A 22,042-nucleotide genomic window follows, 5' to 3' on the forward strand; every position below is an offset into this window, starting at 1 on the left:
CGTATAAGTCTACCCTAGCAAAGGATGTGCTGCGCATCTTTTGCTATAACTAATGAAACAAACTACCAATAAAAATAAGGTCGCAAATGTTTAAGCGAATAGTCCCTCTTGTCGCACTTAGCCTGCTCTCTGGTTGCACACTTTTAAAAGGCGACGAATACCATCAAACGACGCTGGCTGCCATTCATCGCTCCGAATCCAATATCTCCAACAAAATGACAAATTTAGAGCTGCATATTAGTAACCAAATGGATTATATCGACAGCCTCGAAACCCAGCTTGTCGAACTCAAAGACCAGCTCAAAACACTAAAAACCTTAGCCGATCGTCCTGTCATTGTGACCAAAGAAGTCTCTCAAACTCCAAACTCGTCGGTCGCCAGTAACACCACACCAAGCGTGCCGCGTCATGATGTGGTTTTGGGTGAAATTGAGAAAGTGACCCTTGATGCTATCGAACAAACCTTTGATGCCAGAGTCGATACAGGCGCTGCAACGTCCTCTTTAAATGCCATTGATGTTGAAGAATTTGAGCGTAACGGGAAAAACTGGGTACGTTTCCACCTCGGTGGTGATGACAGTGTCAAAGATGAAACAAATTGGATAGAAGCGCCTATCGTACGGTTTGTGCGTATCCGTCAATCAACCGCCGAACAAACGGAGCGTCGTCCCGTCGTTGAATTATGGGTAAAACTGGGTGCAATTCATGAAAAAGCACAATTTACACTGGCTGACCGTTCGCAAATGAGCCATCCGATTCTACTCGGTAGAGAGTTTATCCGTGACATTGCAGTCGTGGATGTGAGTCGGAAATACATTCAGACAGAAACAAAATAAAATACATAAGGTCAGTTATGACATCACGAATTCCATTCTATTTATCCATTTTCTTGCTGGTTGCGGTCGGTATTACCTTAAGTATGATACGCCACCAAAGTTATGGCGTACCTTGGACACCGGGAGAAACCCGCCAAGTATGGGATATTGAAGCGCGTATTGAGTTTAATGCCCAAGGAAAAGAAGTTAAAGTTTCCCTAGCCGCGCCTCATACACAAGATGGTTTTACCTTAGTGGGCGAAAATGCTTCCTCGCCCGGTTATGGTATTTCTTACATTAGCACCGATAGCGGGCGACGTGCCGAGTGGTCTATCCGTCAAGCCAGTGGGCCACAAACCATTTACTATAAGGCGCAATTTTTAGTCGACCCGCAAGCGAAAAGTACGCCGATTCCTCCGGTTCAAACGCTCAACAAACCCACCTTTGATGGGCCAGAAGAAATCGCAGCGATTGCGCTCATTGAGCAGGCAAATCGTCATTCTGCCGATGAAGTTACTTTTACTCGTGAGCTAATAAAAACGCTCAATGACAGCGAAAACCAAAATGCCGCTTTACTTTTGAATAAAATGAGTAAAGTCGACGCGGCACAAAAATTACTCTCTTACCAGCATATTGCTAATAAAGTAGTCGGCGTGATTAAGCTAGAAGATGGTCGTCGTCGTCAGTCCATTCAACATATGAATCAAGTCTGGGATGGGGGGAAATGGGTTTTATTCAATCCAGAAACGGGGATTCAACCCACTCAACCTAACCTTTTAGTATGGGACGAATCGAATATTTCGCTACTGGATGTGATCGGCGGCCAAAATAGCCAAGTTCATTTTACCATGATTGCGCAAGAGGTTTCTCCCCAGCAAGCCACGACCAGTAAAGTGGAAGCAGATGGTTTACTCAATCTCTCGATTCATAGCTTGCCTTTGGAAGAGCAAGCAATGTTTAAAACGATTATGCTTATTCCTATTGGTGCTCTGATCGTGGTATTTTTACGTATCATCATCGGTTTGAAAACCTCTGGTACTTTTATGCCAGTACTGATTGCCGTGGCCTTTGTACAAACACAACTGACCACTGGCATTGTGGGTTTCCTACTGATTGTCGGTACCGGTCTGATTATCCGCAGTTATTTATCGAAACTCAATTTATTACTAGTTGCTCGTATATCGGCCGTCATTATCTCGGTTATTTTAATTATTTCTGTCTTTACCGTGGTGGCGTTCAAAATTGGGTTAACCGAAGGTTTAACCATCACATTCTTCCCGATGATCATCTTGTCATGGACCATTGAACGTATGTCCATTCTCTGGGAAGAAGAAGGAGCAAAAGAAGTCATTCTACAAGGTGGCGGTTCACTATTAACTGCCGTGCTGATCTATTTAGCGATGACAAATAGTTATGTCCAGCATCTTACCTTCAACTTTATTGGCTTACAGCTGGTTGTGTTAGCCGCTATCTTATTGCTCGGAACCTATACCGGTTACCGTATCACTGAGTTGCGTCGCTTTAAACCTTTGGTGGATGGAGATTAAGATGTTTCTCTCTCTTTCTGAGTACACCTCCCCTTTCAAATTGCGCCGCAAAGGGATCATGGGGATGAACAAACGTAACCACAGTTATATCGGCCGTTATAATGACCGCTCTAAATACCCCTTGGTTGACGATAAACTGCAAACAAAATTAATTGCTCAACGAGCAGGCTGTACGGTGCCTAAATTAATTGGTGTGATCAGCAACCAAGGTGATGTAAAACGAATTCATAGCATGGTTGAGCACTGGCCTGGTTTTGTTATTAAGCCAGCTCGTGGTAGTGGGGGAAAGGGAATTTTAGTCATTAGTTCTCATCAAAATGGGCTATATACCAAACCATCCGGTTCAACCATTACTAAGGAAGATGTTGAAAGGCACATCAGCAACGCTTTAGCTGGATTATTTTCATTAGGCGGTAAAAATGACGTTGCCGTGATAGAAAACCTAATCAAGTTTGATGATTGCTTTGATGGCTTTAGCTATGAAGGCGTACCTGATGTACGAATTATCGTTTTTAAAGGTTATCCCGTTATGGCGATGATGCGTTTATCGACTTCAGCCTCCGATGGAAAAGCAAACCTGCACCAAGGAGCGGTCGGGGTTGGAATGGATATCGCTACCGGTAAGGCTGTGCGTGCCGTTCAGTTTAACCGTCCAGTCACCCATCATCCGGATACCGGCAAAGATCTTTCAACCCTGACCGTACCACATTGGGAACGGCTTTTAACCTTAGCGTCCAGTGCATGGGAAATGACCGGGCTTGGTTACTTAGGGACAGATATGGTACTCGACAAAGAAGAAGGCCCCATGGTGCTCGAACTCAATGCTCGTCCGGGGCTAGCCATTCAAACCGCCAATGGTGCTGGTTTGCTTCCTCGTCTCCAACATATTGAAAATTTAGGTTCATCATTGATTTATCCGACCCCAGCTGAACGGGTAGCTTATGCGGCAAAACAGTTTGGTAACCCAGAAAAATAAGTGACCAAACCGCTAATCTATTTCTGCCGATACAAAAACGCCTTCATATCGAAGGCGTTTTATGATCAAAGCGAACCGTTAATTTAACGCTTCAGCCAATTGTTGCGCTTCACTTTTTACTTGCTCTTGATTTGCAAAACCACGTAAACCTACCACATGGACATGTTCGTGATCTTTAAAGACTTTACGAACAAGCTTGTAAGTTGTGCCCTTCTCTGGGCTAATATTTTCCGGCGCGGCGATCAACAATTGCATATCCAAACGCTCACAAAGCTCAAATAAGGTAGCGATTGACTTTGCATCCAAACGTGCTGCTTCATCTAAGAAAAGCAAGCGACAGGGAACAATATCTTTACTGCGTAAACGACGAGATTCTTCTTCCCAGCTTTGTATCACCATCAGCAGGATCGATTGCCCCGTACCAATAGCTTCACCAGTAGACAATGCGCCAGACTCGGCTTGTAGCCAACCATCGGAGCCACGGTTCACTTCAACACTTAGCTCAAGATAATTACGATAATCCAGCAGCTCCTCCCCCAGCACCTGAGGTGAACGCTGTCCCATATCAATGTGTGGGTTGACTCGTTGGAACAGTTTCGCCATTGCTTCAGAGAAAGTATAACGAGTGCTTTCAAACAGGTCTTTATGCTGCGTTTGTTGCTCAGCTAGCCCACTGAGCAAAATTTCATGACTTTCACGCACTTTGACGTTAAGACGAACGCCTTTCACTTGACCAAAGGCAATATTCGATAGCCCTTGGTTAAGCATACGAATACGATTTTGCTCACGTTGAATCGTCTTACGGATAATACTAGCAACAGAATCAGAGCTGATCGCCAAGCGATTTTCTCGCTGAGTCAGTTCTTCTGTTAGACGAGCAAGCTCAACCTCCATTTCCTCAATCGCTTCAACTGGATCATCTGTTCGAATGATATCTTGACGAATACGTTCCCGTAGATGCTGATAAACAGCAATATAAAACAGCACCTTACGTTCAGGATGTGCATTATCTTCTGATAAGCGTAACGCATCGCGTAATTCTTCATTATTAGCAACCGCTAAACGCAAAGCCCCTAGTGACTTATCAGACATCGAGCGGAGTTCACTGGCTGATAAATACGCCAGTTCACGCTTATGTAAACGACGTTCGACATCATTTTCACGCGCCAGGCGCAATACTGAACACCAACCCGCTTTTGCATTCACCACCAAGGTACGCAGGTCTCGATATTCTTTTTCCAATTTTTTCAGTCGCTTAACTAACGACTTCATTTCCATTTCGGTCGAGGTGATCGTTCGCTCATATTCACTCCGACGACCACGAGAGCTATGTAAACGTTCATGCAGATCATCACGACGTTGCAAAGCACGACTTAATGCGCTCTCATCGGCCTGAACCCCAAATTCTTGTAGCTCTTGCTTAAATTCCTGTACTGTTTCCAGCTTGGCTTGATGAGAGCTTTTTAAAGACGCCAAGACTTGATGATACTGACTCAACTGAGTTTGTGCTTGCTTTAATTCATCGCGACGACGGTTTCGAATGCTTTCCGCTTGTATGAGTTTCCCTTTTAACTGCTCACTTAACTCACTACTCTGGCTAAGTAGATGAACAGAGTCAGAGTAAGAAAAATGCTGGCGACGCTCATAGAGATCAGACAGAGCAAAGATCTGACTTTTTAAGCTTTGCAGCACCTGATCCGCTTGTTGATATTGCTGCTCGAGTGCATCAAACTGCTCTGGATCCACCTCTAGAGCAGAAGCCAGCGCCTGTAACTGTTCAACCGTTTGACGATGCTGAGCAAGAAAGACCTTCGCTTGGCTCAGATGCTCCAATTTATCATTCAGTACAGTTAAGCGCTCCTGCAAGGTATTTTCAGCCAGCAGACGCCAATTCGGAGCAATACTATCGAGTGTCGATAAGGCTTGTTTACTCAATTGGCGTTGGCTGCGTTGTTGCAGCTCTTGATTTTCCAGCTCAGTTAGCTGACGAAGTACCTGATTGCGTTTTTCACGTGCCGTCAATAATGCTTGCTCAGGATCATCTTCAAATGCGCACTGTAAATGCTCAGCCACAAAAAGGTTAAAACTGCTGTATAAACGTTGCAGTTTTTGCGAATCAAAAGCCGCTTTGGCATGCGCTTCAACGATCTCTTCTCGTTCTAAACGAAGTTGCTCTAAACGTTGCTCACGAGCAGCTCGCCCAAATAAAGGGATCTCTGGAAAACGAGAATAGCGCATTTGTCGATCATTTAACTGAACACAAACCGCCCCGGCTAACTCTTCAACATCAATCGAACTGTCATCAAAGGCATCGATATCCCCTTCGATTAAATAGAGATCTTCAGGACAATCATCCAGCTCAACCAACTTCTCTTTTATGCCAGATAAATCAGAGACCACGATCGCATGCCGAGCAGGGCCATACATCGCACTAAAATAAGGCGCATCCTCCAGAGTAATATCATCATAAATTTCAGACAATAAAACGCCACCTAGTGTATCGGCCAACCCTTTCAAACGAGGATCGTTTGAACCGCCCGGTGAAGCAAGCCGCTCAATTTCGCTATCAAGTAAGGCTCGACGCTGAGCCAGTTTGTCCTTCTCCAGCGATTGTACTTTTTCACGCTCTAGCAGCGATTGCATCTCCCGCATGACAGACTGGCGGTCATTTAACTCAGCACCACTTTGTTCGCGTAAAATTGCTAAAGCATCATTGGCTTGAATCCATGCTGGAGCAATGCTTTCACAACGGGCAATATCAGAGTGTAGTTCTTGCTCAAGGCGACGTTGCTGACTTCTCTGCTCACGTAGCGTTTCTTGGCTCTGCTCCAAACTCTCTAACAACGCTTGGTGGCGTTCACGCTCTAACTCAAGGCTATCTTCTTCACTCAGAAGAACCTGATGGTGCTTGTAATAGTCATTGACTTGCTGCTGTACAAGGTTTTGCTGTTCAATTCGATGGTGCAGATCTCGCTGTTGCTCCAACCACGACTGTTCATTTTGTACTACCTGTTGAGCATCTTGTGCTTGACGTAAAATAGTTTTCGCATGTTCAGCCGCTTGGCTACGGTCGACGTCTCCCACCACGCTTTTCACTAAACTCAGCGCTCGTTCAAACTGCTCAGCCGCCGCTGATGACATATCCAATTTGTGTTTTACTGATAATAGCTCGCTGGTTTTTTGCTCTTGCTGGGCATTCAGCTCACTGATTCGCGCATGAGCAACTTCTGCGGAGAGAGTGGGATCATTAAGCTGCTGGCGAGCTTTGTCGAGGGCTTGTAACGCTTGTTGGTATTGCAAAGCGCGGGTCTGTTGTACATCAAGCGCTTGTTGATAATCAGCCAATTGCGTTTTCAGGCTATCGACTTCTTCCTCGGCCATCGTCGCTTGTTCTTCCGCCAACATGACACGTTCTTGCGCTTCTTCGACCACCATTAACTGCTCTTCAAGACGAATACTGAGCTCTTCTAAATCCTCTTGATAACGAGCAATTTTTTCTTGCTGTCGCAGGGCATTTTGCATCAGTTGTAAATGATCGGAAGCGCCTTGGTAATCTTGCTCTAGTGCAGACTCTTGTTCAGCCAGCATTTCTAACTCTTCATGAACACGATTAAGTAACTGGTTTTGCTCAATTAGGGTTTCACGAGCGGTAAAAAGCTCTTGGCGCAGCGACAAGGTTTGCTCAACGTTAATACGACGCTCATTCGCGTGGCGCATATAGTCAGCAGCAACATATTGGGTTGACTCAGCAATTAGATGTTTGAACAGATCTCGATCTGCTTGCGTGTTTTTAATGGCTTCTAAAGTCATGCGATTTTCACGCAATGCCGATTCCATATCTTGGAACGCTTTTTTCACTCCGCCATTTTGTGGCAATAAATAATCACGCAATGAGCGGGTAATCGCGCTGGAAATACCGCCATATAACGAGGCTTCAATCAAGCGGTAAAATTTGGAACGGTCACTGCTATTTCGCAGTTTTTTAGGCACCACGCCTGATTCAAACATCTGACTGTGGTAATCCACAATCGAAGCAAATGGTTTGAAATGTGCCCCTTCGATACGACTCAGGGCTTCTTTCACTTCATTGAGCTGACGAACACGGGCATGGTGATCTGAAACACTTTCTATCAAAATATCCGTCGGTTTGATATGGCTAGGTAGGCCTTGAATAACAAAGGGTTTAATATCAACTTTCTTATCTCGCCCAGCCACTTGCTGAAGTTTGACCGCAAACAAGAAACGTTGATGACGTGAATTCACCACATCAAGTGCCGCATAACAAGCTCCCGGCTGCAATTTACCATACAGTCCTTTATCACGAGAGGCTTGTGAGCTCCCCGCTTCCGTTGTATTACGAAAGTGCAGTAAGCTTTGGTCAGGAATTAATGCGGTGATAAACGCCGCCATTGTGGTCGATTTGCCTGCGCCATTACCACCGGATAATGTGGTCACTAAATTATCGATATCAAAAGTTCGGGCAAAGAAGCCATTCCAGTTGATCATGGTGAGTGATTGATATTTACCTCTTTCAATCATGCTTCATCTTCCCATACTTCATCTTGTTCATGTTGTGGTTGCAATTCAACTTCATCAGTTAATAAGCTTGGTTGGTTAGGCTCTTGGTTATGGACGACCGCCTCACCATCGCGGATCAAACGTAATTGTGCTTGACGCATATCATCCCCTACTCGCACATCGGCCCCAAAACGGAAAACCGCCTCGGTAATACGAAACTTGGTTGTCTCGCCGATATGAATAAGCATACCCAAACGACGTAATCGACGTAACGAAGAGCGAACTTTTTCAAACAATTTTTCTTTATCTAAATCTGAACCCGTGGCACGGTGAGTGACCAATTTCATCAGTTTTTTCTCATCAACTAATGAGAGCAGTTCTTCATACAACTCTTGGTTGGTAAAAATGCCTTCGTGCGCCAACCGCTCAGGGCTTAAATAGAGAAAACAAAGGACTTTACCCACCAGCATATCCAGTTCAGATAGCACGCTGCGGTTAATCAAGGAGGTTGAACGCGGCCGAAGATAGAAAAAACCTTCTGGCGCACGAACTAACTCCGTATTATAACGTTGGTAAAATAATGCTAACTCAGGTTCAAAATCGGATAAGAAAGCATGGTTATCTAGATCATCACTAGACACATGCCGCCCTGCGCGCAATTGGCTATCTAAAGCCGGGAAAAGCGGATTCACTATCGCTTTGGCCAGTTGCTCTGGCATATATTCATTAATATCGGTCGATGACATTTGCTTGTACCTTTGCCCCAAATTCGTTAATGGCTTGCCAGTTTGGTTGAACGGCTCGGTAATCCGATTCAGAATAACCGAGACGCACGGCTTGATCGACGACGATTCTAGCCAGATCAAAGTGCTGTGTACGCGGATGTGAAGCGAGGTAATCACGTAACACGATACCTAAATCGATGGGTAACTGCTGTTCTTTATGAGCTTTAAGCATATGGCCAATACGCTCTGAAATTGCGTCGTGCACTTGCTGAAACTCTTCATATTCCACGTCCATTGGCCGCTGCCCTGTCACCTCATCATCTCGGAGCACTAATGCTTCATCACGCAGATCGGATAAGCGTTCTGCCTCTGCAAATGTTAATAACCATGGCTGGGTAAAATAATCATTCATTGACTGACGAAGACGTTGACTGAAGGCTCGATTTTGATCCATATCAATGGCCGTTCGGATAAATTTATGCACATGTCGATCATAACCTATCCATAAATCAATCGCTTGTTGGCCCCAATTGATGATGCGATCCAACTTCATTTGCAGTGAAAATAGCACTTCTTCAATAAATTCAAGTTCAGGATCGCCATAAATTTTTTCTTGAATATCGAGAATTTGGGTTTGCAGTTCATCTCCTGCAGCCTGCAAGGTATCTTGCAGCTCTCGCAGTGTCGATGAGGTTTCTGATAATAAACGTTCACACTGTTGAATGGCGTCTCGCCAATCTTGATTGAGCAGGTCAGCAATTTGCTGTTTTACCGATTGCTGCTGTTCATCCAAAACGCGTTGGTTAAGATCAATGCGATCAAAAATTTCTCCGACAGAGTATTTCAGTACGCCATACACGTTTTTTTTCCAGTGCTCTGTTGTACCGCCCTTCTGAGCAGATTCAGCCGCTTTCGCCATTTCATCGGCGACCATCGAAAGCTGAATCGAGAGCTTTAATTTGGAAAACTCACGATGACGAAGGTAGTAGTCAGTGATCCCCATTGCAAGTGGTGAAAGACGATAGATACTCATTCCTTCTGTCACTTCGCTAGTAAATCGACTGATCAAGCGCTGTTTGACTAATTCATTAATGGCATTATTTGCTCGAAAAGCCGAAGGCTCCCCCGTCTCCGTAAATAGTCGAGTTACAATGGCAAAAGCATCATGCAACTCGCCTTCACCAAGCTCTTCATCAAACCGTTCATGGCTCAACACGGCAATGGCAATTAAAAAAGCTAACCGCTCTGCACTGAGGTTCAAGGAGAAATCATGCTGCTTAACCCAACTCACCAATTCATCAATGGGCTGCTCTGCAGCGTTTTGAGTTAATTCACTCATGTTATACCTGTTCTTTTTTCTTAGCCCAAACATGGATATAGCGACCTAATGATAGATAAGGTTCTTGACGGCAATAATGTCGTTCCAGAGCCAAAAGATCTTCATATTGATATTCACCCATATTTTGCATGTTACCAATATAGTCACTAAAACAGCGAATACCGGATTTTCCACAAATTTCAAATCCGGCTTGTTCAATCCACTGATAAACGTCGGTCGGCAATAAACCTTGTTGAGGCTGAAGTTTAAAACGTTTGCGGTGGGGCATTCCCGCTAGAATATGAGGAATATTGCCACACACTGCATTTTTGTACACCAAGCCATGTTGGTTATAAAACATAATCGATGCCATTCCACCCACTCGCACTTGGTTCAACAAATGGTGCAATGCCTGTTGAGGATCTGCCAACCATTCCATGACCGCATGGAACATCACAATGTCGACAGGTGCTGGTAAATGTTTATCGATCGCTTGGACAGGGGTATGTACAAAGCAATACCGTTCAAGTAAACCATTCTGAATAACCGCCTGTTTTGCCAAATGCAACATTTCAGAAGAAAGATCGCATAGAGTGACATTGTGACCAAATTTCGCTAATCTTTGTGACATCTGTGCCAAACCACCGCCCGCGTCTAAAATGTGCAACGGAGCTTGTGCTTCATCGAAATGGGTAAGTAGACTCATGAGGTCTTGCCAAACAATTACTTGGCGAATCTCACCTTTGTCAGAACCATAAATGTTTTTTGCAAATTTGTGGGCAATATCGTCGAAATTACGGTCTTCTGTCACTGTGGCTTGAGCTATGATAATCAATCGTGCTGCTATTCTGTCATAGGAATGGCAGGAATAAAGAATCTTTCGCTGATTTTACTATCAAGTGCTGTTTTTTCGGACTATTTTGTTTATGTTTGAGCTGAAAAAAATCGTTTCCTCGCTTCTGATGCCTTTGCCAGCACTGCTGATCATTGGTTTTGTCGGTTTAATGTTAATCATGTTTACCGCCAAACGTAAAACAGGCTGTCTTGTAGTGCTCTTTGCATTGAGCGGTCTGTTTTTAATTGCCTTTCAACCCCTTTCTAGCCGCCTCTTAATGCCTTTAGAGCGTCAATACAGCGCGTTTCTGCCCGTCGACGGTTCCGTTGATTATGTGATGGTGCTTGGCAATGGCCATGTTGTGGATGGTACGATTCCACCCACCTCGGAGTTAACTCGAACGGCATTGATGCGCTTAACGGAAGGCATCCGTATTTTACACATGTACCCTGGCGCTAAGCTGATTTTATCAGGCTATGCCGGTGGTACTGAATTTAGCCATGCGAGAATGCTCGCCAAGGTGGCTCTCGCGCTTGGTGTGTCAAAATCTGATATTATTTTACTGGAAACCGCACAAGATACTTGGGAAGAAGCGCGGCAAGCTGCTGCTTTTGTTCAGCATAAAAAACTGGTTCTTGTCACTTCTGCAAGTCATATGGCACGAGCGATGAATGAATTTCACTCTGTTGGACTCACGCCTATCCCTGCTCCGACCAACTACCTAGCCCAAACGAAAGTGAGTCAAGCTTGGGATAAATACATTCCCAAAGCCAAATATCTAGAACAAACAGAGCGCTATTGGTTTGAAACGATGGGACTGATGTGGCAATCGATGCGAGATTGGGTCAGTCAGCATAACAACGCTGAACTCAGTAATACTCAATAACCAATAAACCAGCAAATCAAGATACACGGCTCTTGCTCACAAATTGCTACGTTTACTGACAATTTTGTATGGTTATAATGCATATTTAAGCTAAATTTCATTGCGGGTTGAGTCGTTGCAGTCTAAAATCTTGCTCGCTACTGACAAGATGAATGTAAAAATCAAGCCGCTATTTAACAGCGGTTTTTGTTTTTTTATTACTTTTAGGCTAATTAAAGCCGGTGCCCAAATCATGAAGCGTTATCGTCAAGCAACAGGCAAAATGGCTATTTTTCTCAGCCAGTATCATAAAATCAACATCGCCTATCGCATCATAACGCCGAATGCCCCTATCAGAGGGAAGCCTGGGTATAACTACTGCTGCACTCAATGAAGTGAAAGCCTATGCCGGCTCCAGCAGTCATTGATAGGATAAATTTATGGCTACGATTAAAGACGTTGCGCGCTTAGCGGGTGTATCCACAACGACCGTATCTCATGTGATCAACAAAACCCGTTTTGTTGCAGAAACGACACAAGAAAAAGTACTCGAAGCAGTTAAGCAACTGAACTACGCACCAAGCGCGGTGGCAAGGAGCTTAAAATGCAACACAACACGTACAATTGGTATGCTCGTCACGCAATCAACCAATCTTTTCTTTTCTGAAGTGATTGATGGGGTTGAAAGTTATTGCTACCGCCAAGGGTATACATTGATTTTATGTAATACCGGTGGGATTTATGAAAAACAACGTGACTACATTCGCATGTTGGCAGAAAAACGTGTCGATGGCATGTTGGTCATGTGCTCTGACTTAACAGAAGAGTTACTGGAAATGCTCGAAAGCCACCCGGACATTCCTAAAGTCATTATGGATTGGGGGCCAGAAACATCTCAAGCGGATAAGATCATTGATAACTCAGAAGAAGGGGGTTATCTCGCAACGAAGTATCTGATTGAGAAAGGGCATAAAGCTATCGCTTGTCTTAGTGGTCATTTTGTCAAAGCCGCTTGCCAAGAACGGATTACTGGATTTCGTCGTGCCATGGCCGAAGCGAACCTTCCCGTTAATGATGATTGGATTTTAGAAGGTAACTTTGAATGTGATACCGCCGTTTTAGCGGCCGATAAAATTCTCGCCATGGATACCCGCCCAACCGCTGTATTTTGTTTTAATGATACGATGGCACTTGGCTTAATCAGCCGTTTACAACAACGTGGAGTTAGAGTTCCTGACGACATGTCCATTATCGGATACGATAATATTGAACTTGCTGAATATTTTTCGCCACCATTAACTACCATTCACCAGCCCAAACGCCGAGTCGGTAAAAATGCCTTTGAAATACTGCTGGAACGAATTAAAGATAAAGAACACGAACGCCGTACATTTGAAATGCATCCAGAAATTGTTGAACGCGATACGGTACGAGACTTAACCAAAAAATGATGGATAAGCGTAACTAAACCGATTAAAATCACTAAAAACCGAACCAGAGTCACATTTTCAAAAAAATGAAAAGTGACAACGGTTCAGTTTTAATGACTTTATCATCCGTATTCTGAGGTAATACTCGAAATACAGTATGTCACGCACAGGGCAAACCATCTGAAAGGGTGGGACGCAAAGCCTCCGGCCTAAACCCGAATGTGGTAGGTAGCGGGGTTGCCGATGGCTAAACTGCATAGACAGGAAGTTAACTTCTTATTGACATCTTTTAGCAGTTTTTTGCTAGTCTCTCGGACCTGATTTGGTGGCGAATTAGTTAATACACCGAGATTTACAACATGGATAAACCCGTATTAAAAGACTCAATGCGACTTTTTGAGCCACTTGGCCGTATCAAATCGCGTTCAATGTTTGGCGGTTTTGGCATTTTTGCTAATGACACGATGTTTGCGTTAGTGGTTAATAACCAACTGCATATACGAGCAAACGATAAATTAGCCGCCAAATTTAAACAACAAGGTTATCAACCCTATGTGTATACAAAAAAAGGGTTCCCCGTTGTGACCAAATATTATGCTCTTCCTGAAACGAGCTGGTCAGATCCGCAATTCATTTTATCTGAGGCACAATCCGCTTTAAAAATTGCTCAACTTGAACGAGAAAACCAAGAGCAATCAAAACCAGAACGGCTGAAAGATTTGCCAAATTTACGACTAGCCACTGAGCGCATGTTGAAAAAAGCCGGCATCAACTCCGTTGAACAACTGCATCAACAAGGCGCACTGGCTGCTTATCAAGCGATACAACAAAGCCATTCCAGCGAAGTTAGCCTAGAGCTATTGTGGGCATTAGAAGGCGCAATTGAAAGAAAGCACTGGTCAGTCATTCCGCTTTCGCGACGCGAGGAACTTATTAAGCGTTTATCTTAAAAACACTCTCTTAGTGCTTTTCAGCACTCAAACAGTAATTAGTCCATCAGCGAGTTGTATACCCAACCAACTTGCGTTGGGCTAATTATTGTCATAGTTTAACCTAAATCACACGATACCCAAATATGTTCTATTCTGTATCCATTGGATAACGCTAAATTTTGCCACTAATTAAATTTTTCCACTATAGTATAGGCCGCTCAATGACCCGAAAAATGCTGGTTGGATTGATACTACTTGCGATAGTGATCTTGCTCACTGTCAATTTACAACAATATCTCAATCTAAGCTCAATCAAACAGCACCACACTCAACTATCTCTATGGATTGATGAACATTTTGCCATCGCAGCTCTGCTCTATTTTGTTTTTTATGTCTTATTAACCGCCTTTTCCGTTCCTGGCGCGGCTGTATTTACTCTTCTTGGTGCGGCCTTATTTGGTTTTTGGATCAGTTTATTTTTAGTGTCTTTTGCCAGTACACTGGGAGCAACGATCGCCTTTTTGATTAGCCGCTATTTGCTCAAAGAATGGGTATACCGCCGCTTCTCTGATAAGTTGATTACACTCAATCATGGAATCAGTCAAGATGGTGCCTTATACCTATTTTCGTTAAGACTGATGCCTATTTTGCCTTTTTTTCTGATTAACTTATTAATGGGGCTCACCTCGATAACGACTTGGCGCTATTACTGGGTCAGCCAATTAGGTATGCTACCTGGAACGGCAGTGTATATTAATGCGGGAACTCAGTTGAGTGAAATAGATCAGCTCTCGGGGATCATATCCCCTTCTGTGTTATTTTCTTTTGTATTACTTGGCCTTTTTCCATTGCTGGCCAAATGGCTAATTAAACGATTACGCTATCAGCGGACAAAGCACCATTAATTGCTTTGCTGGTAAATAAAATCGATAGAGACTTGATTAAACAAACGCGGCTGCTCAACGTTACAGACATGGCCGCAATCAGGAATTTCTACTAATTCACTCTGCTGATGTGCTGCAACCATCTCTCTAACGGGATGAAGAAACATATAATCACACGCCCCCATTACATATAACGTAGGAATCGGTAACGCTCTTTCTTTAAAATAACGCATTAATGGATTCACTTCAGCCGTCAAGGTAAACCAGCGTTTAAACTCTTTTTGACAAAGCTTCTGGGCCTCTCTGACAAATAAGTGTCGAGATTCTTTTTGGCTTGATTGCGGCATGACAACGTATGCAAATAAGCGGTAAAGCCACATATAAGGCATGATATGTTTACTCAAGTGGCCAAGTGTCACCAAGACTTGTGAACGAATATTTAATCGAGTAACCGCTCCGCCGAGTACCATACTCTTGACACGCTCGCCAGCCAACTCTGCCATATTTCTAACAATAATCGTTCCCAGTGACATACCAACAAAGTGAGCGGACTGGATTTTGAGATGATCAAGAACACGCAAAACATCCTGCGTTACAGACTTGAAAGTATAGCGCTGAGCCAATAAATCTTTTAACAATTGATTCGACTTACCGTGCCCACGTAAATCAACCAAGAGCAAATTAAAATGCTGTTTATAGTCTTTTATCTGCTTAAACCAGATAGAAGAGCTTCCTCCTGCACCATGAACAAAAACAACCCAGTCTTTACTGGTTGGATGGGGATAAATTTTATGAAACAACAAACCTTGGGGCATGAACACCACATAAACTCAACTTACTTAGTAGAGAAGATTAGCATAATTTACCTTGTACATTTGCTCAGAGTTGTAAAAAATCATGTATAAAACATGCCGATATTGGCTCACTGACAAAGCACAGAGCGCATCAATCACGACTACGCTCTGCCTCCCTTCATTAGTAATCGAAAATTGCCGAACGATACATCTTTAAGTATTCCTGCGCTGAATCAAGCCAACTAAAGTCTTTCTGCATCGCTCTTAATTGAACCTTTAGCATTTCATCCGGATTTTGCAAATAAAATAACAAGGCTCTTTGCATCGTAATCAACAAGGCTGCCGGCGTTGGATCCTGAAAACCAAACCCTGTTGCTTGCTGAGGGTACTTATCATAGTCTTGAACGGTGTCTTTCAGCCCACCAACCTCTCGAATGATAGGCAGAGTTCCATAAGCCATACTGTATATTTGGTTTAGCCCACACGCTTCAAATTCCGATGGCATAATAAAAAAGTCTGAGCCGGCTTCAACCAAGTGAGCAAGACGATTACTATAAGCTTCAATAAAAACAAATTTGTTAGGATGGGTAGCTGCAATCTTATGTAATTTTTCAGCGATTTGAGATTCTCCCGTCCCTACGATCACCAGCTGCACTTCATTGCGCAAAAACTGATCGAGAATCGGTAGTAAATAATGGAATCCTTTTTGGTGGGTTAATCGACACACCATGCCGAACATAGGTATCGCAACTTGTGGTAATGCTAGCTCTTGCTGGAGCGCTTGCTTACTGCTTGCCTTCCCTGATTTTAAAGCATTCTCTTCTGCATGGTAAGTTTGTGGTAGATAACGATCCGTTGCTGGACTCCACTCAGAGTAATCACACCCATTGATGATTCCATGTAGATCGCGCGCACGGCGAACAAAATCGTCGACCAAACCGTGTGAACCTAATGGTGTTAACAACTCGGAAGCATAGTTAGGACTAACCGCATTAATTTTATCAGCAAAGGCAATTCCTGCTCTTAAAGTACTCACATGATCATGGCCATACTGTAAAAATTCCATTCCCGATAGATTCAATTCAGGGATAATTTCCAACTGATGATAAGAAAAAATACCTTTAAAAATAGCATTATGGACAGTTAATATGGTTTTTATGCCGCTGTAATAACCATCATCACGATAACGCGTTTTTAATAAGAAAGGGATTAATGCCGTGTGCCAATCATTCGCGTGAATAATATCCGGGTGAATGGCTAATTTAGGTAAAATATCTAAACAAGCGGCGGAAAAAAAGCCAAAACGCTCGCCATTATCGACATAGGCATGGTTCTGCTCTGCATATAAGTCTGGTCGATCAAAATATTCTTCACAATCAATCAAATAGACAGGCACCTTGTCGAGTTCAGTCAAACGAACTTGATAACGAGTATGTGGCCAATGCAATAATTCTGTTTCAAGAATAACCGGTAAATTTTGTTTTTCATCAATGGTGCGATAACCAGGTAGCACAATGGCTACCTGATGACCAAGATCCATTAAAGCCTTTGGCAGTGCCTTCGCCACATCGGCTAAGCCGCCACTTTTCACTAGTCCTTCAGCTTCTGAAACAGCGAACCAAATGTTCATTTTCTCATGATTAGAATCCAAATTTTGTCCCTTTTGCTATCACAACAATTCCTTCATCAGAAACATGGAATCGTTGTCTATCCAGTTCTAAATCTTCACCAATAACGGTACCAGGGGCGATTTCTACATTTTTATCAATAATCGTGCGTTTAATCGTACACCCTGCACCAATTTTAACGTCACCTAAAATCACCGATTCACTGATCAACGATCCATGGGCAATGTTGGTTCTGAAGCCAAGTACAGATTTATAGATTGTCGACCCTTGTACATAACTTCCTCCGGAAATTAAGCTATCTGTAATCTCCACTTTTTTCTCATCCATATCAACGAACGTGGCAGGTGGTAATGGAGGATAGTAAGTGTGTAATGGCCAACTACGGTTATATAACGAGAATGGCGCATCTTTTTGTAATAAATCCATATGAGCAGACCAGTAAGACTCTATGGTACCGACATCACGCCAGTAGGTTATTCCCTTTTCCCCTTTGATAGTATTAGTTGAGAAGTCATACACATAAACGTCACCTTGAGGAAACATTTTGGGGATGATGTCCTTGCCAAAGTCATGACTCGATTGTTCATTGGTCGCATCTTCACGCAGTTCTTTACATAGCGTTTCCGTTTCAAAGATGTAATTTCCCATTGAAACCAGAGCCCATTCTGGAGCCCCTGGAATCGATTTGGGCTGTTTAGGCTTTTCTTCAAAGCCTATCATTTTCCCATTCGTATCGACTTCAATCACACCAAATTGTGACGCTTGAGACAATGGCATGCGTAGGGCGGAAACGGTCAGTTTTGCTTCTACACGGCGATGGAACTCAAGCATTTGCCGGATATCCATCTTATAAATATGATCGGAACCGAAAATGCAAACATCATCAGCTTCAGAGATTTCGACAAAACGAAGGTTTTGATAGATAGCGTCCGCTGTACCTTCATACCAACGTTTACCATCACGCATTTGAGCTGGAATGGAATCAATAAAACGATCTCGTATACTGGAAACATTCCATCCTTTTTTCATGTGTAAATAGAGTGATTGAGATTTAAATTGTGTTAACACATAAACTCGCATTAAATCGGCATTAACGAAATTATTAAGCGCAAAGTCTATCAATCGATAGCTTCCACCAAACGGAACGGCAGGTTTTGTACGGGATTCAGTCAACGGCATCAAACGCGAACCTTCACCGCCGGCCAAAATCATTCCTAATACACCACTCATATTCTTCTCCATCATTTTCCATTGGTTTGCCGTCATGTCAAATTAGGGGGGGAATGACGACGCTTTCCTTAGTCACTGATTACATTTGTTAACCGAACTTCAGGGAAGTATAAAATGCAATCAGTTGTTTATTACTTTATCGAATTTATGTTGGAATACAAACCCCGAATACAGATTTTGTGCAGCAAGTAAGTCCGATATGTTCAACACTTCGCCTTGTTCACAAAATGAGGTGGGTTAACACCATAAACTCTAACATTTATTTCACGATTTCCATCCCAAAATAAAAAATACTCACACAAAAATAATAGAAAAATGTGACAGTCGATATAGATATATTAAAGGAGATAAATAAGAAAAAACGCTACAAAGGTAGAATATCATCGCTAAAAACTCGATTTAACTATCAATAGTGTACAATTAATAGCCATTCCCTTCCTTTAAATTTGCTCTATATCCCAACAACTGGCAGTTGCAGGTAGGCGGCAAGTAAATAAGTTCCTATGCGCATAGATAGACGCCATTAAGGTGAACGGAACGTAGCCAACACCGCTTCCGCTTCGAGTAGGGAAGGTATATTGAGAACAATAAAAAAAGCAGCCATAGGCTGCTTTTTTACAATGAATGATTTCATTATTTGGTTTTCTTACGTTTGTCCGTAATATCCCATTGCCCTTCGTGATAAAGCGCCGTCCAACCCGACGGTTTTCCATCAATTTCAGTTCGAACATAGTGTTCTTTACTTTTACGGCTAAAACGAACAACCGTAGGGCGGCCGTCAGGATCAGCCACTGGCGCTGAGGCTAAATATTGATATTTTTCAGACAACCTTTCTTTAAAACGGACTAATTCTTCGACTAAAGGCGCACGAGTTTCTCGTGATTTAGGGAAGTTACTGGCAGCGAAAAATAGACCAGAAGCTCCATCTCTCAAAACAAAGTAAGCATCCGAGTTTTCACAAGGTAATTCTGGGAAATGAACCGGATCTTCCTTCGGTGGCGCAACTTCACCATTTTTAAGTATTTTTCGAGTGTTCTTACAGTTGTCACTCGTGCAGTCCATATATTTACCGAAACGCCCTGTTTTCAGCACCATATCAGAGCCACACTTATCACATTCAACAACGGGGCCGTCGTAACCTTTGACCTTAAACTCGCCCTCTTCCACGATATAACCTTCGCAGTTCGGGTTGTTACCACAAACATGCAACTTACGCTTACCATCAATCAGGTACGCATCCATTGCCGTTTCACAGATAGGACAGCGTTTTTTGGCACGCAATGCAGCCGTTTCGACATCCTCTTCAAGAACATTAATAATGCCCTCTTCATCGCCCAAATTAATGGTGGTTTTACACCGCTCTTTAGGGGGTAAAGCATAACCGGAACAGCCAAGGAAAACGCCGGTCGATGCAGTTCTTATTCCCATAGGACGATCACAAGTCGGGCAAAGAATATTAGTCATCACAATATGGTTCGGTTTCATTCCACCAACCGACTCATCTTGTTCTGCTTGCTCAAGATCACCGCTAAAATCAGCAAAAAAAGCATCCAATACTTTTTTCCAGTTGGCATCCCCTTCTGCGATTTGATCGAGTTTTTCTTCCATTCGTGCGGTGAAATCATAATTCATTAAATCCGCAAAACTACCATCAAGCCGATCCGTAACAATTTCACCCATTTTTTCAGCATAAAAACGGCGTTGCTCTACTTTAACGTAGCCACGATCTTGAATCGTTGAGATGATCGAAGCATACGTTGAAGGGCGACCAATTCCCCGTTTTTCCAACTCTTTGACCAACGCAGCTTCGGTATAACGTGCCGGCGGCTTGGTAAAGTGCTGCTTGGGATCTAGCTTTTCAAGCGATAACCTATCACCCACTTGTACTGTTGGTAAGATTTGGTCTTCATTTTTACCCAATGGACGTTGAACCCGAGTCCAACCATCAAATTTAAGAATTCGCCCTTTCGCTTTTAAGGTAAACTCTGCCGCTTTAACACTGATCGTGGTGGAATCATATTGAGCGGGCGTCATTTGACAAGCCACAAATTGGTTCCAAATCAAGGCGTACAATTTGTGTGCATCCGCTTCCATCCCTTCCAAATCATCCGCTTTAATTTCGACACTGGAAGGACGAATTGCTTCATGCGCTTCTTGTGCTCCTTGCTTGCTTCCATACACATTTGGGCTATCCGGCAAATAGGCATGACCAAACTGTTGATCAATATACTGACGAACATTGTCTACCGCTTCAGCACTTAAGTTTGTTGAATCGGTACGCATATAGGTAATGTACCCAGCTTCATATAAGCGCTGAGCTAACATCATGGTTTTTTTTACGCCGTATCCTAAACGAGTACTGGCCGCTTGCTGTAGCGTGGACGTAATAAATGGTGCACTCGGTTTACTACTGGTGGGTTTATCTTCACGTTTACAGACTTCATAAGCCGCTTTTTGCAGGATGGAAACTGCAGCTTGTGCTTCTTGCTCATTGGTTGGCTTAAAGGGCACGCCTTCTTTTTGTGCGACCAACAAACGAAAATCAGCTTGCGATTGTGTTTTTGTCTCTGCGTGAATATCCCAAAATTCTTCAGGCACAAATGCCTTAATTTCTCGTTCACGTTCAACCAACAGTTTCACCGCAACGGACTGAACTCGTCCAGCAGAGAGCCCTCGTGCCACTTTTTTCCACAGTAGAGGAGAAACCATAAAACCGACGACTCGATCCATAAATCGACGTGCTTGTTGCGCATTAACCCCATCCATGTTCAGCTCACCGGGTTGTTGGAAAGCTTGCTGAATGGCATTTTTAGTGATTTCGTTAAAAACTACCCGTTTATACCGCTTTTCATCGCCACCGATGATCTCACGAAGGTGCCAAGCGATGGCTTCTCCCTCGCGATCCAAATCGGTTGCGAGATATACGCAATCGGCGTCTTTGGCGAGCTTTTGCAGTTCATTTACCACTTTTTCTTTGCCAGGAAGAATTTGATAATTGGCTTCCCAGCCATGAAAAGGATCAATACCCATTTTTTTTATTAGGGCGTTACGCTCTTTCTCTTTTTTTAAGCGTTCTTTTTCTTCTACAGTCAGTTGTTTATTCGCTGTAGATGGAGTCTTTTTGGTCGCGGTACTACTTTGACCAGCAGTAGGCAGATCGCGTACATGACCGACACTAGACTTTACGATAAAGTCTTTACCAAGGTATTTATTGATAGTTTTAGCCTTGGCTGGTGACTCCACTATAACAAGTGATTTACCCATAATTGACTCAAATGCCCTTAATCACGATGCGAAAAATAAATCGCATGATGTTCTAAAATATTGCTTCTTTTTTTACTATCGAGCCAGACAAGCAGAAGATCAACTTGTTTTTATAAAAAAGCACTTATTTGCTCGACAAATCGACGAAAACTCGTTCCGAGCTTGAAAACCGCACATACTAATCAGAGTCTGATCTAGATGCGACAGAAAAAAAGCAAAACATGGAGCAAATCACAAAATAGTATGATTACAGAATCTTAGTTTTCCTGTTTTTGATCATG

14 protein-coding genes, 2 pseudogenes and 1 riboswitch are annotated in these 22,042 nt (G+C 43.2%); of the genes and pseudogenes, 8 read left to right on the forward strand and 8 right to left on the reverse strand.

Annotated features, from left to right (window positions below; genetic code table 11):
* Positions 1 to 86: 86 nt before the first annotated feature.
* The 4 genes and pseudogenes from FKN05_RS16880 to FKN05_RS03930 form a co-directional block, all read left to right on the forward strand.
* Positions 87 to 300 (forward strand): annotated as a pseudogene (locus FKN05_RS16880) (ATP-dependent Zn protease); the annotation flags it as partial.
* Between the two features lie 101 nt (positions 301 to 401).
* Positions 402 to 836 (forward strand): annotated as a pseudogene (locus FKN05_RS16885) (retropepsin-like aspartic endopeptidase); the annotation flags it as partial.
* Positions 837 to 853: 17 nt separating this feature from the next.
* Entirely contained in the window at positions 854 to 2,362 is a 1,509-nt protein-coding gene (locus FKN05_RS03925) for an inactive transglutaminase family protein (protein WP_170886938.1), read from the forward strand.
* 1 nt (position 2,363) lies between these two features.
* Positions 2,364 to 3,338: an alpha-L-glutamate ligase-like protein gene (locus FKN05_RS03930; RefSeq protein ID WP_099612337.1), complete on the forward strand. Its 975-nt coding sequence runs from the start codon at positions 2,364 to 2,366 to the stop codon at positions 3,336 to 3,338.
* A gap of 78 nt (positions 3,339 to 3,416) precedes the next feature.
* Here the strand turns inward: FKN05_RS03930 and mukB are convergent, their stop codons facing one another.
* The 4 genes from mukB to cmoM are packed head-to-tail and all read right to left on the reverse strand — an operon-like array spanning position 3,417 to position 10,710.
* Positions 3,417 to 7,877 carry a chromosome partition protein MukB gene (mukB, locus tag FKN05_RS03935; protein WP_170886939.1) on the reverse strand — a complete coding sequence of 1,487 codons (4,461 nt, stop codon included), beginning with the start codon at positions 7,875 to 7,877 and terminating at the stop codon, positions 3,417 to 3,419.
* The gene (gene mukE / locus FKN05_RS03940; RefSeq protein ID WP_161427091.1) at positions 7,874 to 8,602 is read right to left on the reverse strand and encodes a chromosome partition protein MukE; all 729 of its coding nucleotides are present in this window, start codon (positions 8,600 to 8,602) and stop codon (positions 7,874 to 7,876) included. Before mukE ends, mukB begins: the two co-directional genes overlap by 4 nt.
* On the reverse strand, positions 8,583 to 9,920 hold the full coding sequence (gene mukF, locus FKN05_RS03945) for a chromosome partition protein MukF (protein ID WP_170886940.1): 1,338 nt from the start codon (positions 9,918 to 9,920) through the stop codon (positions 8,583 to 8,585). Before mukF ends, mukE begins: the two co-directional genes overlap by 20 nt.
* A gap of 1 nt (position 9,921) precedes the next feature.
* Positions 9,922 to 10,710, reverse strand: a complete 789-nt coding sequence (gene cmoM / locus FKN05_RS03950; protein WP_099612653.1) for a tRNA uridine 5-oxyacetic acid(34) methyltransferase CmoM — start codon at positions 10,708 to 10,710, stop codon at positions 9,922 to 9,924.
* An 88-nt stretch (positions 10,711 to 10,798) separates the two neighbouring features.
* On the opposite strand from cmoM, the gene elyC reads away from it, so the two are divergent.
* The 4 genes from elyC to FKN05_RS03970 all read left to right on the forward strand — a co-directional run bounded on the left by elyC (position 10,799) and on the right by FKN05_RS03970 (position 14,866).
* Positions 10,799 to 11,620 (forward strand): envelope biogenesis factor ElyC, encoded by an 822-nt coding sequence (gene elyC, locus FKN05_RS03955; protein WP_170886941.1) that lies wholly within the window; start codon positions 10,799 to 10,801, stop codon positions 11,618 to 11,620.
* Positions 11,621 to 12,039: 419 nt separating this feature from the next.
* A complete protein-coding gene (gene purR, locus FKN05_RS03960) occupies positions 12,040 to 13,050 on the forward strand; it encodes an HTH-type transcriptional repressor PurR (protein ID WP_099612334.1) in 1,011 nt (336 codons plus the stop codon).
* Positions 13,051 to 13,189: 139 nt separating this feature from the next.
* Positions 13,190 to 13,274: riboswitch (cyclic di-GMP riboswitch) on the forward strand.
* A 114-nt stretch (positions 13,275 to 13,388) separates the two neighbouring features.
* Complete coding sequence (locus tag FKN05_RS03965; RefSeq protein WP_099612333.1) at positions 13,389 to 13,979, forward strand: TfoX/Sxy family DNA transformation protein; 591 nt, start codon at positions 13,389 to 13,391, stop codon at positions 13,977 to 13,979.
* Positions 13,980 to 14,182: 203 nt separating this feature from the next.
* Positions 14,183 to 14,866, forward strand: coding sequence for a TVP38/TMEM64 family protein (locus FKN05_RS03970; RefSeq protein WP_161427087.1), 684 nt, complete (start codon positions 14,183 to 14,185; stop codon positions 14,864 to 14,866).
* Here FKN05_RS03970 and FKN05_RS03975 read toward each other — a convergent pair.
* The 4 genes from FKN05_RS03975 to topA all read right to left on the reverse strand — a co-directional run bounded on the left by FKN05_RS03975 (position 14,863) and on the right by topA (position 21,761).
* On the reverse strand, positions 14,863 to 15,660 hold the full coding sequence (locus FKN05_RS03975; protein WP_099612331.1) for an alpha/beta fold hydrolase: 798 nt from the start codon (positions 15,658 to 15,660) through the stop codon (positions 14,863 to 14,865). The two genes, FKN05_RS03970 and FKN05_RS03975, sit on opposite strands and share 4 nt — an antisense overlap.
* 160 nt (positions 15,661 to 15,820) lie before the next feature.
* A complete protein-coding gene (glgA, locus tag FKN05_RS03980; protein WP_099612652.1) occupies positions 15,821 to 17,269 on the reverse strand; it encodes a glycogen synthase GlgA in 1,449 nt (482 codons plus the stop codon).
* Between the two features lie 10 nt (positions 17,270 to 17,279).
* Entirely contained in the window at positions 17,280 to 18,509 is a 1,230-nt protein-coding gene (gene glgC, locus FKN05_RS03985; protein ID WP_170886942.1) for a glucose-1-phosphate adenylyltransferase, read from the reverse strand.
* Positions 18,510 to 19,130: 621 nt separating this feature from the next.
* Positions 19,131 to 21,761, reverse strand: a complete 2,631-nt coding sequence (gene topA, locus FKN05_RS03990; protein WP_170886943.1) for a type I DNA topoisomerase — start codon at positions 21,759 to 21,761, stop codon at positions 19,131 to 19,133.
* Positions 21,762 to 22,042 lie beyond the last annotated feature (281 nt).

The sequence above is a fragment of the Vibrio sp. 1-1(7) genome (genome assembly GCF_013048485.1).
Lineage (GTDB): Bacteria > Pseudomonadota > Gammaproteobacteria > Enterobacterales > Vibrionaceae > Vibrio > Vibrio fujianensis.